Annotated in this window: 18 protein-coding genes and 1 pseudogene; 14 read left to right on the top strand and 5 right to left on the bottom strand. The window is 53.0% G+C overall.

Annotated features, from left to right (window positions below):
- Positions 1–67: 67 nt before the first annotated feature.
- From hydA to SE15_RS04580, 14 genes and pseudogenes are all read left to right on the top strand, one after another.
- The gene (hydA, locus tag SE15_RS04640) at positions 68–1,489 is read left to right on the top strand and encodes a dihydropyrimidinase (protein WP_054520922.1); all 1,422 of its coding nucleotides are present in this window, start codon (positions 68–70) and stop codon (positions 1,487–1,489) included.
- 12 nt (positions 1,490–1,501) lie between these two features.
- The gene (locus tag SE15_RS04635; RefSeq protein WP_054520921.1) at positions 1,502–3,079 is read left to right on the top strand and encodes a DUF2339 domain-containing protein; all 1,578 of its coding nucleotides are present in this window, start codon (positions 1,502–1,504) and stop codon (positions 3,077–3,079) included.
- A complete protein-coding gene (locus tag SE15_RS04630; RefSeq protein WP_054520920.1) occupies positions 3,076–3,657 on the top strand; it encodes a hypothetical protein in 582 nt (193 codons plus the stop codon). The genes SE15_RS04635 and SE15_RS04630 overlap by 4 nt, the downstream gene beginning before the upstream one ends.
- A complete protein-coding gene (locus SE15_RS04625; protein WP_054520919.1) occupies positions 3,654–5,057 on the top strand; it encodes a proton-conducting transporter transmembrane domain-containing protein in 1,404 nt (467 codons plus the stop codon). The genes SE15_RS04630 and SE15_RS04625 overlap by 4 nt, the downstream gene beginning before the upstream one ends.
- 87 nt (positions 5,058–5,144) lie before the next feature.
- The gene (locus SE15_RS04620) at positions 5,145–6,323 is read left to right on the top strand and encodes a coiled-coil domain-containing protein (protein WP_054520918.1); all 1,179 of its coding nucleotides are present in this window, start codon (positions 5,145–5,147) and stop codon (positions 6,321–6,323) included.
- Positions 6,324–6,335: 12 nt separating this feature from the next.
- Entirely contained in the window at positions 6,336–8,264 is a 1,929-nt protein-coding gene (gene selB, locus SE15_RS04615; RefSeq protein ID WP_054520917.1) for a selenocysteine-specific translation elongation factor, read from the top strand.
- A 144-nt stretch (positions 8,265–8,408) separates the two neighbouring features.
- Positions 8,409–8,729 carry a 50S ribosomal protein L21 gene (rplU, locus tag SE15_RS04610; protein ID WP_054520916.1) on the top strand — a complete coding sequence of 107 codons (321 nt, stop codon included), beginning with the start codon at positions 8,409–8,411 and terminating at the stop codon, positions 8,727–8,729.
- A 4-nt stretch (positions 8,730–8,733) separates the two neighbouring features.
- Positions 8,734–9,000 carry a 50S ribosomal protein L27 gene (gene rpmA / locus SE15_RS04605; protein ID WP_054520915.1) on the top strand — a complete coding sequence of 89 codons (267 nt, stop codon included), beginning with the start codon at positions 8,734–8,736 and terminating at the stop codon, positions 8,998–9,000.
- A gap of 56 nt (positions 9,001–9,056) precedes the next feature.
- Positions 9,057–9,266 (top strand): annotated as a pseudogene (gene rpmE, locus SE15_RS14710) (50S ribosomal protein L31); the annotation flags it as partial.
- Positions 9,249–9,533, top strand: a complete 285-nt coding sequence (locus SE15_RS14705; RefSeq protein ID WP_236689994.1) for a DNA-directed RNA polymerase subunit alpha C-terminal domain-containing protein — start codon at positions 9,249–9,251, stop codon at positions 9,531–9,533. The pseudogene rpmE and the gene SE15_RS14705, both read left to right, overlap by 18 nt.
- A 137-nt stretch (positions 9,534–9,670) precedes the next feature.
- Positions 9,671–10,243, top strand: coding sequence for a thymidine kinase (locus SE15_RS04595; RefSeq protein WP_054520914.1), 573 nt, complete (start codon positions 9,671–9,673; stop codon positions 10,241–10,243).
- Positions 10,244–10,269: 26 nt separating this feature from the next.
- The gene (gene hpt, locus SE15_RS04590) at positions 10,270–10,848 is read left to right on the top strand and encodes a hypoxanthine phosphoribosyltransferase (RefSeq protein WP_054520913.1); all 579 of its coding nucleotides are present in this window, start codon (positions 10,270–10,272) and stop codon (positions 10,846–10,848) included.
- The gene (locus SE15_RS04585; RefSeq protein WP_054520912.1) at positions 10,842–12,371 is read left to right on the top strand and encodes a CCA tRNA nucleotidyltransferase; all 1,530 of its coding nucleotides are present in this window, start codon (positions 10,842–10,844) and stop codon (positions 12,369–12,371) included. The genes hpt and SE15_RS04585 overlap by 7 nt, the downstream gene beginning before the upstream one ends.
- Positions 12,368–13,138, top strand: coding sequence for an alpha/beta fold hydrolase (locus SE15_RS04580; RefSeq protein ID WP_054520911.1), 771 nt, complete (start codon positions 12,368–12,370; stop codon positions 13,136–13,138). The genes SE15_RS04585 and SE15_RS04580 overlap by 4 nt, the downstream gene beginning before the upstream one ends.
- Here the strand turns inward: SE15_RS04580 and SE15_RS14885 are convergent.
- The 5 genes from SE15_RS14885 to SE15_RS04555 form a co-directional block, all read right to left on the bottom strand.
- Positions 13,129–13,425 carry a double zinc ribbon domain-containing protein gene (locus tag SE15_RS14885; protein WP_054520910.1) on the bottom strand — a complete coding sequence of 99 codons (297 nt, stop codon included), beginning with the start codon at positions 13,423–13,425 and terminating at the stop codon, positions 13,129–13,131. The genes SE15_RS04580 and SE15_RS14885 overlap by 10 nt on opposite strands.
- A 112-nt stretch (positions 13,426–13,537) precedes the next feature.
- A complete protein-coding gene (locus SE15_RS04570) occupies positions 13,538–15,016 on the bottom strand; it encodes a pyridoxal-phosphate dependent enzyme (protein WP_054520909.1) in 1,479 nt (492 codons plus the stop codon).
- Between the two features lie 16 nt (positions 15,017–15,032).
- Positions 15,033–15,989: a glycosyltransferase family 2 protein gene (locus SE15_RS04565; protein WP_054520908.1), complete on the bottom strand. Its 957-nt coding sequence runs from the start codon at positions 15,987–15,989 to the stop codon at positions 15,033–15,035.
- Between the two features lie 5 nt (positions 15,990–15,994).
- Complete coding sequence (gene thrC / locus SE15_RS04560) at positions 15,995–17,248, bottom strand: threonine synthase (protein ID WP_054520907.1); 1,254 nt, start codon at positions 17,246–17,248, stop codon at positions 15,995–15,997.
- A 30-nt stretch (positions 17,249–17,278) separates the two neighbouring features.
- A complete protein-coding gene (locus SE15_RS04555; RefSeq protein WP_054520906.1) occupies positions 17,279–18,274 on the bottom strand; it encodes an ABC transporter permease in 996 nt (331 codons plus the stop codon).
- Positions 18,275–18,281 lie beyond the last annotated feature (7 nt).

Below are 18,281 nucleotides of genomic sequence, written 5' to 3'. Positions count from 1 at the left end.
CTCTGGTAAAATTATGAGGGGTTCACCCATCCCTTCTCCCCAATGGTAGCAACTCAGAGGAGGCAATATGCAAATATTGATCAAATCGGGCACGTTGGTCACGGCTTCCGAAACTATTCAAGCCGATTTGTTGATTGAGGGCGAGAAAATCGCTCTTATTGGTCATGCCTTATCCGCATCCGAAAACGCGCTGATTATTGATGCTCAGGGCAAACTGGTTTTACCAGGCGGCATTGACGTTCATACCCACTTTGACCTGCCCATGTTCGGCACTGTTTCCTCGGACGATCACTACACTGGTCATAAAGCCGCAGCTTTTGGGGGCACGACCACTGTGATTGACTTTGTCCCACAAGACCTGCCCTCGCTACGTGCTAATGTGGAGGCGTGGCATGCCAAAGCCGACTCAAAAGCCGCCATTGACTTTAGTTTCCACATGAACATCACCCGTTTCGATGCCCAGGTAGCCGCTGAAATTCCCCTTCTGATTGACGAGGGAATCACTACCTTAAAAGTGTTTACCGCCTATAACAATCGCCTACGACTCCAAGATGGAGAAATATTCCAAGTTATGCGCATTGCTGGCAAACACGGGATGTTGACCATGCTGCATGCAGAGAATGGAGATGTCATTGATATACTGGTTGCAGAGGCTCTAGCCGCTGGTCACACCACTCCCGAATGGCATGCGCTTACTCGCCCGGCTTGGGGCGCGGTTGAGGCACTTCTACGCGGCGCAGCGCTTGCCGCTCAGGCTGAAGCGCCCCTATACGTCGTCCACATGAACGCAGCAGGAGAAGTGGATCAACTGGCCTACGCGCGGGACAAAGGGCTGCCGATTATGGGAGAAACATGCCCCCAATACCTTTTCTTTACTATCGAGCATCTGAGGCGCCCTGATGGGGCCAAATGGATTTGCTCCCCTCCCATGCGCACGTTAGCAGACAATCAACGCCTCTGGGAAGGACTTTTGGATGGAACCATTCAGGTTCTGGCAACGGATCACTGTCCATTTTTCTACGATGGTACCCAACCTATCCTCTACGAGGGGCAACCCGTGCAGATTCCAGGCAAAGAGTTGGGTAAAGATGACTTCACCAAGATACCCAATGGGTTACCCGTGGTCGGCGATCGCCTGCCCGTGTTTTGGACAGCAGCGGTCTCTTCGGGCAAGATGACACCCAACCAGTTTGTGGCCCTCACCAGCACAAACCCCGCCAAAATCTTCGGCCTTTATCCCAGAAAGGGCAGCCTAATGCCTGGCGCCGATGCAGATATTGTTATCTGGGATCCCAATAAACAGGTGAAATACGGCGTCGCCTATGCCCACCATCGAACCGACTATAACCTATTTGAGGGTTGGGAACTCACTGGTTTCCCTGAAAAGGTGTTTCTACGCGGTAATTTGATTGTAGATGGACGAGAATGGCGAGGTCGGCCCGGTATGGGGCGTTTCCTGCACCGAAAGCCTTTTGCAGAAATTCTTTAATCCCTAACCCCCATGAGTCTAGCACTCCTCGTAGGTATCCCCCTTCTTGGTGCAGCGGGGATAGGGCTGGTTCAGCGGTCGCAGCGTGGCGTTGGCCTGGCATGGCTGTTAGGCTTTTTCACTTCGCTGATCGCCTGGGGGCTGAGCCTGGTAAATACCTGGAGAGGGACACTGCTTGAGGTACAACTTCCCTGGCTTCCTCACGGTATTCCCCTTCCGGCCCTACTCTCCTTCACCCTGGATCTCAATCGCTGGCCCTATGTTCTCATCACCCTGACCTTGGGGTTAGCGATTTTTTTGACGGCGCCATCCCGTCTTACCTTACAAAGCTATCCTACGAATTGGGCCATTAATTTACTTGGAATTGGGTTGTTGATCCTGGCGCTCTCCGCCAATGACGCCATTGCCATCGCCCTGACCTGGACAATTCTGGACGGTATGGCTTTACTTATCTCCCATCTGATACTGAAAACGAGTGCGCGGCAGAACACCGTTCAATGGCTAAGCCGCCTGGCCAGCACATTCCTCATTCTTTGGGTAGCCCTGAATCAGGCTCCGCCCGCCCCCCAACTCTCCCCCCAATCCTGGACGCAATCCACGGCTCTACTTTTCCTCCTGGCAATAGGACTACGCATGGGGTTGATCCCGCTGGGTTCTTCCTCTCAACGTCCTTTTCGTGAGCGACGTGGCGTTTGGACGTTATTGAGCTTTCAGGGACCTATCCTGGGTATGAGCCTTCTGACCCAAATCACCAATCGCGGCCTGGCCGCATCCATAAATACTACAGGCCCTTCCTTTCTCCTTGCACTGTGGGGGGGACTGTGTGCGCTGCTTTGGATTCGTAGCCCTGATGCCCAACAAGGTCTCCCTTTTTGGATAGGCGTGTATAGTAGCCTGGCCCTCACTTGTGTCCTCGTCCCGGAGGCTTCCCCTACCCCCTGGGCAATGATGATCGTACTAATGGGGGCCATGCCACTGCTTATGCTCTATGCATCCCCCATGAAGCAATGGATTGGTTATGTCTCCTTATTAACCTTTTCCACACTTCCCTTCACTCCACTAGCGGGGGGATGGCAAGGGCTTTCCGACCTTCCTAGCATTTGGATATGGCCTCTTATTCTGGCCATATTGATCGCTGGATGGTTTCGCCACACGCAGAACATCAGCAACCCTCTGGTAACCTCAGAACGCTGGATATCTGTGGTTTACAGTCTGGGTCTCTTTCTTCTCCCCCTGGGCGCATGGGTGCAGTGGGCATTGAACCCGACTATCCACACCCGGGGTTGGCTGATGGCAGGCCTGACCACCCTTGTAGCACTGATCGGCATCCTCTGGCTGGTTTACTGGCCAACCTGGTTGCCTGCTTCACTGAGGTGGTTAGCCACCTTGCTCGAGCAGACCCAACATTGGCTGGCACAAGTACTCTCATTTGATTGGCTGTTCGATCTGCTTGCTTTTATCCAGAAACAAACTAAATCTATCATGCAACTTCTGGAAGCCACCCTCGAAGATGAAAGCGGCATCCTTTGGGCGTTGGTGCTGCTGGCCTTGTTATTCTCCATTCTCGGAACAAGTGGAGCCATCCCGTGAACCTAGCCTGGATTCATCTGGCACTATTCTCTCTTACCGCCCTTTTTGCCCTATTGGAAACTGACCCGCGATTTCGTCTGGTGGCCATAGCAATTCAATATGCCGTTCTTTTCTGGGTGGTCAGCACCTCACTAAGCCTGGGACTGGCTTTAGTAAAACTTATCGTGGGATGGACAGCCATTGCGCTTCTGGGTGCTTCCCTCTGGAACGCATCCAGAATCCGCCCCGCCTCTTTTTCCTGGTCGCAACAAGTGTTTCGTCTCCTTAGCGGTGGAATGATCATAGGATTGTCTTTTTCATTCTCTTCATCCCCATCCACCTGGCTACCTGTGGAAATGCTCTATTTGCGCTCAGGAATTACTCTGGCAGGGTGTGGTCTGCTCATGAATGGATTTTCACGCCATCCTTCGATGGCCATACTCGGTTTGTTAGAGGTCTTATCGGGCTTCGAACTCATTTACGCCTTTTTGGTTGATTCGGTCTTGATGACCGGCATGTTAGCGCTGGTTACACTGGGGCTTGCGGGCATCGGTGCTTACCTGACCTTCCTCAACTCCCTACCGGAGGGTCAGAGATGAGCACCGCATGGCTCTGGATCATTCTGCCACTGGTTAGCGCTTTTGGATTGTGGTTCTTGCGTCATCACCAGCGCCTGTCGCTTGGCATATCTTCAGGGTTGTGCATTTTTCTGACTCTAGCCGCCGCGATACTGCCCCTGGGGAATACATTACGCCTGGGAGGGTGGACGTTTGAATTAGCGCCTGCGCTGACAGTACTGGGACGACAATTACGCCTGACAGACGCTGATCGCCCCCTTTTGGTACTTTTCTACGGTCTGGGTACCTTGTGGTTCCTGGGCTCAGCACGCCGTCATCTTTCCCCTTTCTTCGTCCCCCATGGGCTTGCTGCACTGGCTTTAATGATTGCAGCGTTCGCAGTAGAGCCTTTTATTTACTCAGCCCCTCTCATCGAACTTGCAGTCCTGATCAGTATCCCCGCCCTGATCCCCCCAGGCCAGACTTCATTTCGGGCTATCCTACGGTTTATAACGCTTCAAACCTTGGCTCTTCCACTCCTTCTCACCGGAGGATGGATGTTGGGGCAAATTGAAGGCGTCCCTCAGCAGACTGAGACCGTTCTGCCTGCCGTTTTGATGGTAGGGGTAGGGTTTGCCCTGTGGTTAGCCATTTTCCCATTCCACACCTGGGTAATTATGCTCCCCCAGGACACCCCTATCTTTCCTAGCGGCTTTTTCCTCAGCCTGATCTCCACCGCTTCGTTCCTGGTGATGCTAGATTTCTTCAATAGCTTCCCATGGATCCGATCTATTCTCCCTATTGGTGCTGGCTTACAACTGGTCGGATGGCTAATGCTCCTGCTAGCAGGTTTGTGGTCACTTTTTATGACTGACCTGAGGCGGGTGTTGGGATTAAGCCTGATCTTTGACACGGGCTTTGGGCTCATCGCCCTTTCCCTAGGAACACCCCAGGGCGTTACCTTGTTCCTGGAAACCCTTCCGGCCCGTATTCTAGGGCTATTTTTAATCACCCACTGTCTCTCTTATTTGCAGCACACGCCAAACGAGGCACTGCCAATCTCTCTCCATCGGCTGGCACCGCCAACTTGGGCCTCCATAGGAGTTCTGACGAGTTACTTCTCCCTAGGTGGATTGCCCTTATTAGCTAGTTTTCCAGCACGTCAGGGCATCCTCTTTGCTCTGGCCCAACAGTCATTGCCCGCCCTGATCAGCGCGCTCGTGGGCAATCTTCTTTTTCTACTCAATGGTATCCGCCTGTTCAATTACCTCATGCAACCCCGAGATGGAACCATGGCGCCTCCAGATGAGAGTCTAAAAACACTTGATGGGTGGTTAATCCCGCTCGCCATAATCGGGTTAATTGGCCTGGGTTTGTTGCCTGGTGTTTTCCTTCAACCCGCGCTGTATGCCGCCCAGGGCTTTCTCAATCTGGCACGCTAATTCTAGAAAACCGTGGTTAAAATCTGGCTATAATTGGATAGCCCCGCAAATAAATTATCCCAATGATGGCTTCCGGAAAGGACCCCCATGGATCTTGAACAACTCATTAAGCGCTTGGACTGGCTTGAAGAGGAACGCCGCAAAGACAAAGTACTTATTGCCACCCTTCAAGAGCGTATAGCGGATCTGGAAGAAGGATTCCCGCGTTCACTGCAACAGATTACCGTGCTGGAAGGCGAACTGGCACGATTGAGTGCGAACCTGAGTCGCTTTGATCAACTGGAAACAGCCATTGCCCAGGTGCGTGTCGAACTGACGCGTATGATCCAGGACATGGAAAAGCAACGCGCTGAGCGTGATCGTGAAGTAGATCGTATCCGTCTGGCCGACCTGGAAGCCCTAAATAAAGCCATCGCAGAGGTGCGTAAAGGCTTAGATGCAATTCCTGAACTCCGCAAAAACCTTCAGGCTCGCATTGAAGAAGAGAATCGCCTAAGCAGGCTAATAGATGCACTAGAACAACAAGTTAGCCAGTACCAGCGCGCCGATGAGGAGTTCCGGCGCCAGCAGAAGTTGTTGGAAGAAAGTCAACGCCAGGACGCCAAAAGGGTGATTGACCTGCAGGGTGAGGTGACTGCCATACGCAAGCGCCTGGATGAGCAACGGGGCAAAATGGATGTGATCGGAGACGCCCAACGCAAATTGGAAGCACGCATTGCCGAACTACTCGCCGCCGAGAACGAACGAAAGCAGAGCCAAATCGCGTTCATGGATAAACAGAACATGTTAGCCCTCGAACGCGAACGGGTCTGGAAAGAATGGCAAACACGCTTCGAAGAAATAGAATCCACAGCCGCTAACCTGGATGCTCAAATTCAATCCCTGGAAGCCACTCACCGCTCACTTAAGCGTGCTCAGGAGGCTTTTGAAGAAATTACGGCTCGTTTTGAGCGCCGTATTAATGAAATTACCGAGATGCAGCGCCTGGTCGAGGATCGCTTCCGTCAGGAGTGGGCAAGCTTCAAAGCCGATGACCAAAAACGATGGACCAACTACCTGCTGGTGCAAGAAGAACAAAATCGGGATTTAACTCGTCTAATAAATCAATTAGGGGAGCGTCTCACGGCCATGGAAGATCTCTCACAGGAGTTGCAGGACTCTTTGGCCATATTTAGAGAGGAAACCCACAAGCGATTGCAAAAGTTGCTAGCTTTCTCCCGTGAACTGCTCGAGACGTATGAACAATTATTGGGGAAGACCCCCTAGATCGTTATTGCCATGCATGTTATTGGTACTGCTGGTCATGTAGACCACGGAAAATCAACCCTGGTAGCAGCCCTGACGGGCATTCACCCCGACCGCCTCAAGGAAGAGCGGGAACGGGAGATGACTATTGACTTGGGCTTTGCCTGGCTTACCCTTCCTAATGGAGAGCGTGTTGGCATTGTTGACGTACCGGGCCACCGCGATTTTATTGAAAATATGCTGGCTGGTGTAGGTGGCATTGACGCGGCTCTACTGGTCGTCGCTGCTGACGAAGGCGTGATGCCCCAAACCCGTGAGCATCTAACCATTCTGGATTTGCTTGGTGTTGAGCGTGGCATCATTGTTGTGACCAAAATTGACCTGGTAGATGATCCCGAATGGCTTGAGTTGGTCGAAAGTGATCTGCGCGACATCGTCAGGGGGACAGCCCTCCAAAATGCCCCAATGGTGCGAGTATCGGCTCATACCCGTGCCGGACTAGATGTATTAGTCGCAACACTCAGCCGTGTTCTGGAAGACACCCCCTCTCGACCCGACCTGGGAAAGCCACGTTTACCGATAGATCGAGTTTTCTCCATCGTCGGATTCGGTACAGTTGTCACAGGAACGCTTCTGGACGGAAGTTTGAGTCTGGGGGATGAAGTCGAGATCCTCCCTGCCGGGCTAAGAGGACGCATCCGCGGGTTGCAAACTCACAAGCAAAAAACCCAGCGGGCTCTTCCGGGCAGTCGCACCGCCGTCAACATCACCGGAATTGAAGTGGGACAGATCCAACGCGGCGATGTGCTCACCTTTCCCGGATTGTATCATCCCACGCAACGCCTGGATGCCCGGTGTCGCCTGATTTCCGACTCCCGTATGCCACTTCAACACAACAGTGAGGTTAAGTTATTTCTTGGAACCAGTGAGGTGCTGGCTCGCGTTCGTGTGCTGGGCACCGAGGCTCTTCAACCCGGAGATGTAGGCTGGATCCAACTGGAACCTCATTCTCCAATCGTCGCCGTGCGCGGAGATCGCTTTATCCTGCGCCGACCTTCACCAGGTGAAACCATCGGAGGGGGCATTGTGCTCGACCCTCATCCTCAACACCGCTATCGTCGCTTTGACTCCCAAGTCCTGGAGCGCCTTGATGCATTGAGTCGCGGAACCCCAAGCGAATTACTGCTACACACACTTCATACTGCTGGTCCATTGCCTTTATCCGAGGCAACGAAGCGCACCGGCCTCGACACCAAGACAATTCAATCCCTCCTTCAAATGCCTGAGGTAAAGGCGCGTCTTATTGTGCTTGAGCCAATCACTCCACCCAACGATGAGACGTTCCTCCTGACCGTGGCTCAATGGGAAACCCTGCAAAAGAAAGCCCTGGACGAAGTGCAACATTATCATCATCAATATCCCTTACGACCGGGCATCCCACGCGAGGCTCTACGCAGTCGCTTGCAACTCTCTCCCGCGTTATTCCAGGCGGCTCTGGCTCGCTGGTTAACCACAGGAGTCTTATGTGAATCCAAGCAAATGATCGCCCTACCTCATCATCGCGCGCAACTAACCCCCCAGCAAGTCGCCCAGGTAGAAGTGCTCCTAAAACGTTTTGCTGAACACCCTTTTTCACCCCCAACCACCAGAGAATGCGCCGAAGCAGTAGGTGATGAGGTCGTCAACCACTTGATCGAAAACGGCACGTTTGTTAGTGTCTCTGACCAGGTAGTTTTCCGAAAAGCAGATTATCAGACTATGATCCAGTTTGTAGTCACCCACTTAAAATCTCACCCTACGCTCAGCGTGGCACAATTTCGGGACCATTTTCAAACCTCCCGCCGCTTTGCGCTGGCATTTCTAGAGCACTTGGATGCCCTTGGCATCACCCAACGCAACGAGGATGTGCGCATTCTTACCCCCCACGGCGAAAAACTAGTCGCGCAAATGTTGACAGAGTAAGACCCTCTCAGGTATAATGTTCTTCTGCCGATGCCCCGGCATTGCCGCTGGGGCTTGCGCGTGTCATAATATCCCCAACTTCCCCGGGCACAGGCGTTCTATCAAGCGCGTGTCACTCGGCGAAGTGAAGATTGGAGATGAGAAATGGTGAAGTACGCAATCGTAGAGAGTGGTGGCAAGCAATATAAAGTTGCAGAGGGAGCGACCCTTGAGGTCGACCGACTTGCCGGCGAGGTTGGCGACCAGGTTGTTCTTGACCAGGTCTTACTGGTGGCCGAAGAAGGTCAGGTGCGGGTTGGCACACCAACCGTACCCGGTGCCCAGGTTAAAGCAACCATCCAGGAGCACTTCAAGGGCCCCAAGATCATTGTCTTCAAGTATCGTCCCAAGAAGCGCTACCGCGTTAAGACGGGGCATCGCCAGCAATATACACGCCTTTTAGTGAATTCTATTGTGGTGGAGTAGTCCTATGGCACACAAAAAAGGTGGCGGTTCCAGCCGAAACGGTCGTGATAGCAATTCCCAACGCCTGGGCGTGAAGCGCTTTGCTGGTCAATATGTGTTGGCAGGAAACATCCTTGTCCGGCAACGCGGCACCCGAATTAAGCCCGGCCTGAACGTTGATATTGGCAAGGACGATACCCTCTTTGCAACCGCTGACGGCGTAGTGGTATTCGAAACGTTACCGGGAGGGCGCAAACGCGTCAGCGTGATCCCGGTTGTAGCCGAAGCCTGAGCAGGCATTGACCTCAGGACAGCGGCCCCCTACTCTGCAAGACAGGAAGGCAAACTATGAAAAAAGACATCCATCCGACATTTTACCCCGACGCCCGTGTGATTTGTGCCTGTGGCAACACCTGGGTGACGGGTTCAACGAAAAAGGAAATCCACACCGAAGTGTGCTCAAAGTGCCATCCGTTTTTCACCGGACAGCAACAGCGCATTCTGGATATTGAAGGGCAGGTAGACCGCTTCTACAAGCGCTTGCAAGCCCGTCAGGAGTATGTTGAGAGCCAAAAGGCACGCGAGCAGGAGCGCACCTCACCCAACCGGCCCATTGCCGATCTAAATCTTGGTACCCGCCCAACCGAAGCCTTGGAGAAGGCAGGGCTGACCACTGTGGGTCAGGTGCTCGAAAAACTGGCCGAAGGGGAAGCAGCGCTCCTCGCTATTGAAGGATTCGGTCGTCAATCTCTTATTAACCTCAAGAAGCGTCTGCGCCAGCTGGGTTATTCCCTGCCCTCTGCCGCCGAAGAGATTACCGTTTAGGTCCAGACAGAACTCTCCAATCAGGCAGACGGAATTCAGCGTCTGCCTGATTTTTTTACTTGCTTTGCCCCTAGAACGTCCGCGGATTGGGTTAAAATCAATGCAACGGCAACTACCCCCTACCCAAGGAGCTCTGCATGAAACATGAGGTTGGCTCAGTAGAAGTGATTACTGGCTCCATGTTTAGCGGAAAAACGGATGAATTAATTCGACGGTTGCGTCGGGCTACCATCGCTCGCCAGAAAGTGCAGGTCTTCAAACCCGTCATTGACCAACGCTATGGCAACGAACAGGTCACTTCCCACGCCGGGACGGCTTTCGATGCCATACCTATCCAAAAAGCCAGAGATATCCTCCAATATCTTGATCCAGAGACGACCGTGGTGGGGATTGATGAAGCCCAATTTTTTGATGAAGAAATTGTGACCTTAGTCCAAGACCTAGCTAACCGCGGCGTTCGAGTTATCGTGGCTGGTTTGGATACTGACTTTCGGGGAGAACCTTTCGGGTTTATGCCCCTCCTAATGGCACAAGCCGAACGAGTGGATAAACTACAAGCCATTTGTATGGTGTGCGGAGAACCCGCCTGCCGCACGCAACGCCTGGTCAACGGCAAACCTGCACACTACAATGATCCAGTCATCATTGTGGGCGCTTCCGAGCTTTATGAAGCCCGTTGCCGCAAGCACCACATTGTACCCCGAGACTGAGCCTTTCCCTCAAGGAGTTATGTCCAATGTGCCATGACTATGAGGAATTTTTGGAAGAGGTTCTAATTCCGGAAGAGATTCTGCAACAGCGAGTTGCCGAATTGGGTGCCCAAATCAGTCGCGATTATAAGGAATCAGAAAAACTGATCCTACTGTGCATCTTGCGCGGTGGGGTCATGTTTCTGACGGATCTCATTCGCCACGTTACTATCCCTCACATGGTGGATTTTATGGCCGTCTCCTCTTACGGTGCTGGGAGTCGCCAATCCACTGGTCAGGTACGTATCACCCTTGACCTCAATACCAGCATTGAAAATTGCGATGTGTTGATCGTTGAAGATATCATAGACAGTGGTCGTACCCTTGCCTCGGTGATCAACCTACTTTCGGCCCGCAAACCCCGCAGTCTAGCCGTATGCACGCTCCTGGATAAAGCCGAGCGGCGCGAAGTGGAGGTGCCCCTGCGTTACGTCGGTTTCACCATTCCCAACAAATTTGTGTTCGGCTATGGACTGGATTTGGATGAACTCTACCGCAATTTGCCGTTCATCGGTGTCGTCAATGAGGAAAAATATCAACAAAGCCGGATGCGACACGAATGCTGATCGTTTTTGAGGAATTGTTCCCCACGCCCTCCCTATACCCCTTGTTGCGCCGATTGTGTCATGCCAATCGGCGTATCTTTCTTGTAGGTGGTGCTCTGCGAGATGCTTTGCTGGGAAAATCCAGTCACGACCTGGATTTTGCGGTCAGTCACGAGGTACATACCGTTGCTCGTACCGTCGCCAATGCCCTGGGGGCTGCTCTCTACACCATGGATGAGGAACATGAGACCTACCGCATCCTGGGACGGAATGAGAGCGGACAAACCTATACGCTGGACTTCTCACGCTTGAGGGGATTAAGGATTGAGCAGGACCTCCGCGCGCGTGATTTTACCATCAACGCTATGGCCGTAGATGTGAGCCAGCCCAATGTGCTCATTGATCCTCTCAAAGGGGCCTATGATCTGCGCGAAAAACGCTTGCGCGCTTGTTCGGAGAGCACCTTTGTAGATGACCCCCTGCGTGTGGTGCGTGGAGTGCGCCTGGCCAACGCCTTGAAATTTCATCTCCTCCCTGAAACCGTTACTCAACTTCGCCAAGCCGTGCCGTTGCTGGATCGGGTCTCCGCCGAGCGAAAACGGGATGAACTTTTTCGCGTTCTTGAAGGCGAGGATATAAAAACCGCTTTCCAACTGATGGATCGCTTAGGGATTCTTCCCTACCTCCTTCCCGAATTATCCCCCCTCAAAGGAGTACCCCAACCTTCGCCTCACGTGTTCGATGTTTGGGAACACACCCTGGCCACGCTTGATTATCTTGAGCGTCTCTTTGCTGTGCTCGTTGCTGATTACAACGAAGAGAAAGCCGCCTCTCTCACAATGGGCAGCGCCACATTGTACCTTGGACGCTTCCGATCTCACCTGATCTCCCACTTTAATGCTCGTCTGAACCCTAATCGCAGCCTAAGGGGACTGCTGTTTCTGGCGGCGGCCTACCACGATAGTGGCAAGCCCGAAAGTGCGGGGGCTCATCCCAACGGCCGCTTAAGTTTTATTGGTCATGAGCGCATAAGCCAGACATATTTTGAAGAACGCACTCGCGCTCTGGCCCTTAGCAACGATGAGATTGAACATGGCGCAAAAGTGGTTCGGCATCATATGCGCATTCATTACCTGGCCAATGGGCAAGAAACGCTCAGTCGCCGAGCGATCTACCGTTTCTTCCGTGATACTGGATTGGCAGGTGTAGAGATCTGCTTGCTCTCGCTCGCCGATACGCTGGCTACTTACCACACGACATTGCCCCAAGAAGTATGGAAACGGGAATTGAGCATCTGTCAGCAACTCCTAGAAGCCTGGTGGTACCAGCAAGACAGCACCATTCACCCCCCTGCCCTCTTGAGAGGGAATGAACTGATGACTGCACTGGGGCTCCGACCAGGTCCTCTGATCGGTAGACTCCTCGAGGCCATTCGAGAAGCCCAGGCCAGCGGCGAGATCAGCACACCTGAGGAGGCGTTGCAACTTGCCCAAAATCTGCTTTCTACCTGGGATAAATCTGCTCTAGACGGAGGTCAAGCATGAATCCCAAACCCGTCCTGCTAACCTACGAGATTCATGGGGACGGCTCACCCGTCATCTTCTTACACGGATTTCCCTTCAATCGCCACCTATGGGATGAACTCATCCCCTTTATATCCCCTCATGCCCGCATGATACTACCGGATTTACGAGGCTTCGGAGAGTCCCCCACCAGCACAGATGTCTTTACCATGTCCCTCCTAGCCGATGACGTGTGCCATCTTATGGATCACTTAAATCTACCTCAGGCAATTTTGGTCGGCCATTCCATGGGGGGGTATATTGCGCTCACCTTTGCGCATCAATATCCACAACGTCTGGCCGGTCTGGCATTAATTGCCTCACACGCTGATCCTGACTCGCCTGCACGCCGCGAATCACGATATCACACTGTCGCTCAGATCCAAAAGCAAGGCATCCAACCCCTGCTTGAGGAAATGCCACAGCGCCTGACCCCTTCTCCTGCTGTGCAAGAAAAAGTGCGTTTATTCATTCAATCCTGCTCGCCCCAGACAGCCATTCAAGCCCTATTGGGAATGGCCGAACGCGAAGACGCCAATCCATGGCTACGCGAAATAAGGGTTCCCGTCCTTGTCGTCACCGGCTCGACTGATCCATTGATTGATCCCACCCGCATTCAGACCATGCTGGAATCATTGCCCACAGCCACCTGGGTTGAACTACCTGGGGTGGGTCATATGCCCATGCTTGAAGTTCCCGCCGAACTGGCAGGGGTTCTCCTCAACTGGATACGCCAGATTCAAGGATAAATTTCCGTCAGAACCGGTTCATAAAAACACCGGCATCCCAGACCATTGGAACAGCCCGCGGTGGGTAAAAGCGGCACCTGATCCTTTGGATAGGTACCATGCATTTTACGACATGCCGGACACGCATCAGCAGCCACGGCCAAGCGAATCATACTAACCCGTGGATTCGCCTGCATTTTCCTGAGCGCCACCATGGTCATCGAAAATTCACGCAGATCCGCCCCACAGGTTGGACAAAGCGTAACGGTATCGGGGGATTGGGTTTGGCAACGCGAGCATGTTTGCATAAGACCTACTACCTCCCTGAAAAATCGGGGTTCTCACCGGGTATTATTTTACTATAAGAACACCGCCCCATCTCCATAAGGAGATGGGGCGGATTCGATCATCTCGCTACCACTACTGATATTTCTTGATCAAACCAACGCGTTCGTTGAACTCCGTTATGAGCGAATCAATCTCTTCCACCTGGCTTTGCAACTCGGTCCAGTAATTGCGGTCGTACCACTGGGCCAAAATTTCCTCGTAGGTTTTACCCTGCTGCTCCACCCAGGTGTAGTACTTCAAGTTATGCACGCGTCGGCGATCCGCGTAACGCAGTTCAAGCAAGTAATCCACGCTCTGTCCCTGCAAACTGCGCGCATATGCCTCGGCCGCATGATAGGGCGTAAACTCGCCAAATTGATCGCGGTATTCCTGGATACGGCTGCCGTAAAGTTCCATCGAATCGGTCAGCACAATGAGCATAATATCGTTCTCGCCCATTTCATAATATTTGGCGGTCTTGATCGCCGTGAGCAGGTTAGCAATGCCCGAAAAGCCCAGCAGGTCCAATTTGGATACCACCTCTTCAGGAACACCCTTGCGGATCAGGTACTCCCGGCCAGTCGGTTCATTGAACAGGCGCATCACCGCTACCACATCATTGTCATCAATGGCGGCCACCAGATCGGTGTTCTTGACGTTGTGGATCCACGGTACATGCTTGTCACCGATACCTTCAATGCGATGGGCACCAAAACCATTCTCAAAGAGTGTGGGGCACTGCAAGGCCTCGCCAGCCACAATCTTGCTGTTGGGGAAGATCTGTTTGAGATAGTCACCACAAGCAATGGTCCCCGCAGACCCAGTCGTAATCGCAACACCGCGGAATTCGTCCTTGGGCCCCATGACACGCTTGAGAACCTCTTCCATCGCGTGACCCGTGACATCATAATGCCACAGGTAGTTGCCAAATTCCTCAAACTGGTTGAAGATCATCAGATCCTGCCCAGAGCGACGCAGTTCCCAACACTTATCGAAAATCTCTTTAACGTTGGACTCGCTTCCCGGGGTCGCAATCACTTCGCTGGCGATCTTCGAAAGCCACTCAAAGCGCTCCTTGCTCATGCCCTCGGGCAGGATGGCAATCGAGTCGCAAGCGAGTAGCGCGGAATCGTAAGCGCCACCGCGGCAATAATTACCGGTCGAAGGCCACACTGCTTTTTGAGTAGTCGGATCAAATTGCCCAGTGACCAAGCGTGGCACCAAACATCCAAACGCCGCGCCAACTTTGTGCGCTCCGGTTGGGAACCACTTCCCTACCAGACCAATGATGCGCGCCGGAACGCCGGTCAGGCTGCTAGGAAACTCAAGGATATTAACCGGGCCAAAACCACCGCCAAAGGGAACTGGTTCATTCTTCCAGGTAATTCGGAAAAGGTTACGCGGATGAACATCCCACAACCCAATGTTGCGAAGTTCCTCTTTGATCGCAGCGGGGATCAAATCAGGGTTTTTCATTTGAGCAAAGGTAGGGATAATGATATTGCGTTCACGAACCCGTTGAATGGTCCGCTCACGCCGTTCGGGGATGACCGTTAAGTCAATCTTTGCCATCTTAAACACTCCTCTTTTATTTTATTGATAGGTTGGTTTGATCATCAGAGGGCGCCTCACGCACCACGTAAAGAGGACGCCCTTTGACTTCATCGTAAATACGGCCTACGTACTCCCCAAGAATGCCCAACGAGATGAGTTGTACACCACCCAGGAACAAAACTGCGATCAGGGTAGATGCCTGACCAAAAAAGGCCTGGGGCTGGAGAGCACGCAGGACAATTACAAAGGGTATAGCCAGGATCGCCAAACCCGCGGCGATAAAACCCATATAGGTGGCCAGTTGCAACGGGAAGTAAGAAAAACTGGTAATAGCATTCAGTGCCAGGCGCAGCATCTTACGCAGGGGATACTTGGTCTCCCCTGCAAAGCGAGGCGCACGTTTATAAGGCACTCCAATCTGACGAAAACCCACCCACGCTGACATCCCGCGCAAAAAACGATGATGTTCCCGCATGCGGTTTAATACATCCACCACTTTGCGATCCATCAGGCGAAAGTCGCCCGTATCTACCGGGATTTTGACATCGGTGATGCGGTAAATCAGGCGGTAAAAAGCCGCTGCTGTGGCCTTCTTGAACCAGGTCTCACCCTCGCGCTCGGTACGGACGGCATAAACCACTTCATACCCTTCCCGCCACTTGCTAATGAGATCAAGGATCACCTCGGGTGGGTCCTGTAAATCTGCATCAATGATCACCATAGCCTGACCACGACTATAATCTAGCCCCGCGGTCACCGCAATCTGGTGGCCGAAGTTTCGAGCAAAGATGATGGGGCGCACCCGTCGGTCCTGCTCTGCAAGGTGTTTGATGATCTCAGTGGAGCGATCCCGTGAGCCATCATCCACTAGCACCAGTTCCCAGGGCTCGCCTGTGCTTTCCATCACTGCTTTAACCCGGCGGTATAGTTCCTCCAGGCATCCTTCCTCGTTGTAAACCGGCACCACAATGGAAAAGGTAGGTGTTTCCATAACCCTCACGCCGATTGATCCAAGTGGGCCTTGAGCGCCGAAAGGGTGGGTTCGATCACAGGTGCTTCCTTGACTGCCTGCATGGCGGCCCGGACATCTTTGAGCCCACTGCCGGTATTCAACACCAGCACAGGATCGTCAGGGGTTATCAACCCCTCTCGTAAAGCCTTTTTCAGCCCGGCATATGCCGTAGCGCCCGCTGGCTCGGCAAAGATGCCCACCCGTCCCAAATCGGCAATGGCCTTCAAAATATCGCTATCCGGAACAGTGATATACGCCCCATTGGTTTGACGGGCTGCACGTACAGCCCGCACACCATCACGAGGCAGATCTACTGAAATGCTATCTGCTATGGTCTGAGCCACTACCGGCTCAATTACCTCGGTGCCCTTAAAGTAGGCATTTGCCACCGCAGCAGAGCCCTCAGATTGAACGCCAAAGATGCGCGGCATCTGTTCCAGCCACCCGAGCGCCGCCAGGTCCTTGAAGCCTTTATGAAGCCCTGAGATGATGTTCCCATCTCCCACCGAAACAAAAACGCACAGCGGACGATAACCAGGGCGCATGTTCAAAATGACCTGCTCCCAGATTTCCAGCGCCGCCGTCTTTTTGCCCTCAGCGGTAAAGGGATTATAACCCGTGTTACGGCAGTACCATCCAAACTCCTGGCTGGCCTGGATGGTTAGATCAAACGCTTGATCATAATTGCCATCCACCAGAATAACCTGCGCGCCAAAAACAAGCAATTGCGCTACTTTGGCTGGAGGTGCGGTCTTGGGTGCAAAAATGACCGCCTTCTGGCCAATCGCCGCCGCCATTCCCGCCAACGCAGCGCCTGCATTACCCGTTGAGGCAGTTACCACCACTTCGGCCCGAATCTGCCGCGCCCGTGCTACCACTACTGCACTGGCACGGTCCTTGAAGGAAGCCGTGGGGTTACGCCCCTCATCCTTGACCCACAGAGTCTTCAGGTTCAACTCCTGAGCCAGACGTTGCGGAGAATACACCGGGGTCCATCCCACCATCCGTAAGGGTGTCCCTTCGCCTCCGGGATCTTGCACCGGCAGCAAAGGCAAATAGCGCCAGATGGAATAATCCTTACGGGTGGTAATATCATTGATCTGAAAGTGACTCTTGATCCCAGCATAATCAAGAACCACATCCAAGTTACCCCCATCTTTTGGACAGGTATACGTTACCTGATCCGCTTGATATTCGGTGCCACACAACGAACAGCGATAACCCACGAAATCACCCATGAGCCTCTCTCCTCAACCAGATGGATTGGATTATTCTTTTTCAAATGGCATCCCCAGAGCCGCAGGGGGCGAAGTTCGCATTGCCCGCAACACGCGCGCTAGGGCATGACGAGTTCTTTCGGGCAATCCCGCCAGGGTGCGATCCACCCACTCGGCATTACCAATGTTAACCAGCAACAGGGTTAAGATCATCAGCGGGAATGGGGCAACTTGGAGCACCTGTGAAGGGATATTCGGAAGGCTGGGTTGAAGCACCAGTCCCAACCACTGTAAAAAGGCGAAGAAGTAAGCCCCTAGCGCTGCCCGAAGCGGATTCCAGCCTCCGAAAATAGTAAGCGCCAAGGCAATCCAACCAATACCATCCAATCCCGAAATCGTCCCCTTCCAACCCGCTTTCACGCTGAGCGAATACATAGGACCTGCAAGGCCAATCAGGGCTCCACCAATTACCGTATATACGTAACGCAACAGATTAACATTCGCACCACGCACATAAGCCGCCGCCGGACGCTCTCCAATGCCCTGCAACATCAATCCCGGCCGCGTGCGGAAAATGTACACATACGCCAGAACGATCAGCACAAAACTCATGTACGTCATCAAGTCGTGCTGGAAGAAGATGGTTCCCAGCACCGGAATATCGGCCAGACCCGGAATAGGTAGGTGGGGCAATCGCGGGCCCGAAAGTCCCATATAAGGATTACCGAGGAAGTAAGCCAGGTCACGACATAGAAGCGCCAAAACAAAACCCACCGCAACCTGAGATTGTTTAAGTGTAATACTGGCAAAAGCCACAATCAAAGCCACCAGCGCGCCAATCAGCGCTCCCGCCAGCATGCCCAATAACACACTCCCGGTAGAAACCCCAACCGCAAACCCCGCCATAGCCGTCAAAAGGATGGCGCCATTGACCGATAGGTTGATTACACCAGCACGTTCAATGATGGTTTCGCCAATAGCCGCAAAGACTATTGGCCCCGCTGAGGCCAGAATACCTGCAATTCCAATAATCAATGTGGTATCCATGCGCCCT

Origin of the sequence: Thermanaerothrix daxensis (assembly GCF_001306145.1) — a bacterium.
GTDB classification, from domain to species: domain Bacteria; phylum Chloroflexota; class Anaerolineae; order Anaerolineales; family Anaerolineaceae; genus Thermanaerothrix; species Thermanaerothrix daxensis.
Note: the sequence above shows the minus strand (reverse complement) of the source record. Positions and strands in the feature narration are given on the sequence as shown.

Bases quoted from the DNA above. Each gene is read 5' to 3' on its own strand.
- hydA (WP_054520922.1), top strand. From the start codon at position 68: ATGCAAATATTGATCAAATCGGGCACGTTGGTCACGGCTTCCGAAACT.
- SE15_RS04635 (WP_054520921.1), top strand. From the start codon at position 1,502: ATGAGTCTAGCACTCCTCGTAGGTATCCCCCTTCTTGGTGCAGCGGGG.
- SE15_RS04625 (WP_054520919.1), top strand. From the start codon at position 3,654: ATGAGCACCGCATGGCTCTGGATCATTCTGCCACTGGTTAGCGCTTTT.
- SE15_RS04620 (WP_054520918.1), top strand. From the start codon at position 5,145: ATGGATCTTGAACAACTCATTAAGCGCTTGGACTGGCTTGAAGAGGAA.
- selB (WP_054520917.1), top strand. From the start codon at position 6,336: ATGCATGTTATTGGTACTGCTGGTCATGTAGACCACGGAAAATCAACC.
- rplU (WP_054520916.1), top strand. From the start codon at position 8,409: ATGGTGAAGTACGCAATCGTAGAGAGTGGTGGCAAGCAATATAAAGTT.
- rpmA (WP_054520915.1), top strand. From the start codon at position 8,734: ATGGCACACAAAAAAGGTGGCGGTTCCAGCCGAAACGGTCGTGATAGC.
- SE15_RS04595 (WP_054520914.1), top strand. From the start codon at position 9,671: ATGAAACATGAGGTTGGCTCAGTAGAAGTGATTACTGGCTCCATGTTT.
- hpt (WP_054520913.1), top strand. From the start codon at position 10,270: ATGTGCCATGACTATGAGGAATTTTTGGAAGAGGTTCTAATTCCGGAA.
- SE15_RS04585 (WP_054520912.1), top strand. From the start codon at position 10,842: ATGCTGATCGTTTTTGAGGAATTGTTCCCCACGCCCTCCCTATACCCC.
- SE15_RS04580 (WP_054520911.1), top strand. From the start codon at position 12,368: ATGAATCCCAAACCCGTCCTGCTAACCTACGAGATTCATGGGGACGGC.
- SE15_RS14885 (WP_054520910.1), bottom strand. From the start codon at position 13,425: ATGCAAACATGCTCGCGTTGCCAAACCCAATCCCCCGATACCGTTACG.
- SE15_RS04570 (WP_054520909.1), bottom strand. From the start codon at position 15,016: ATGGCAAAGATTGACTTAACGGTCATCCCCGAACGGCGTGAGCGGACC.
- SE15_RS04565 (WP_054520908.1), bottom strand. From the start codon at position 15,989: ATGGAAACACCTACCTTTTCCATTGTGGTGCCGGTTTACAACGAGGAA.
- thrC (WP_054520907.1), bottom strand. From the start codon at position 17,248: ATGGGTGATTTCGTGGGTTATCGCTGTTCGTTGTGTGGCACCGAATAT.
- SE15_RS04555 (WP_054520906.1), bottom strand. From the start codon at position 18,274: ATGGATACCACATTGATTATTGGAATTGCAGGTATTCTGGCCTCAGCG.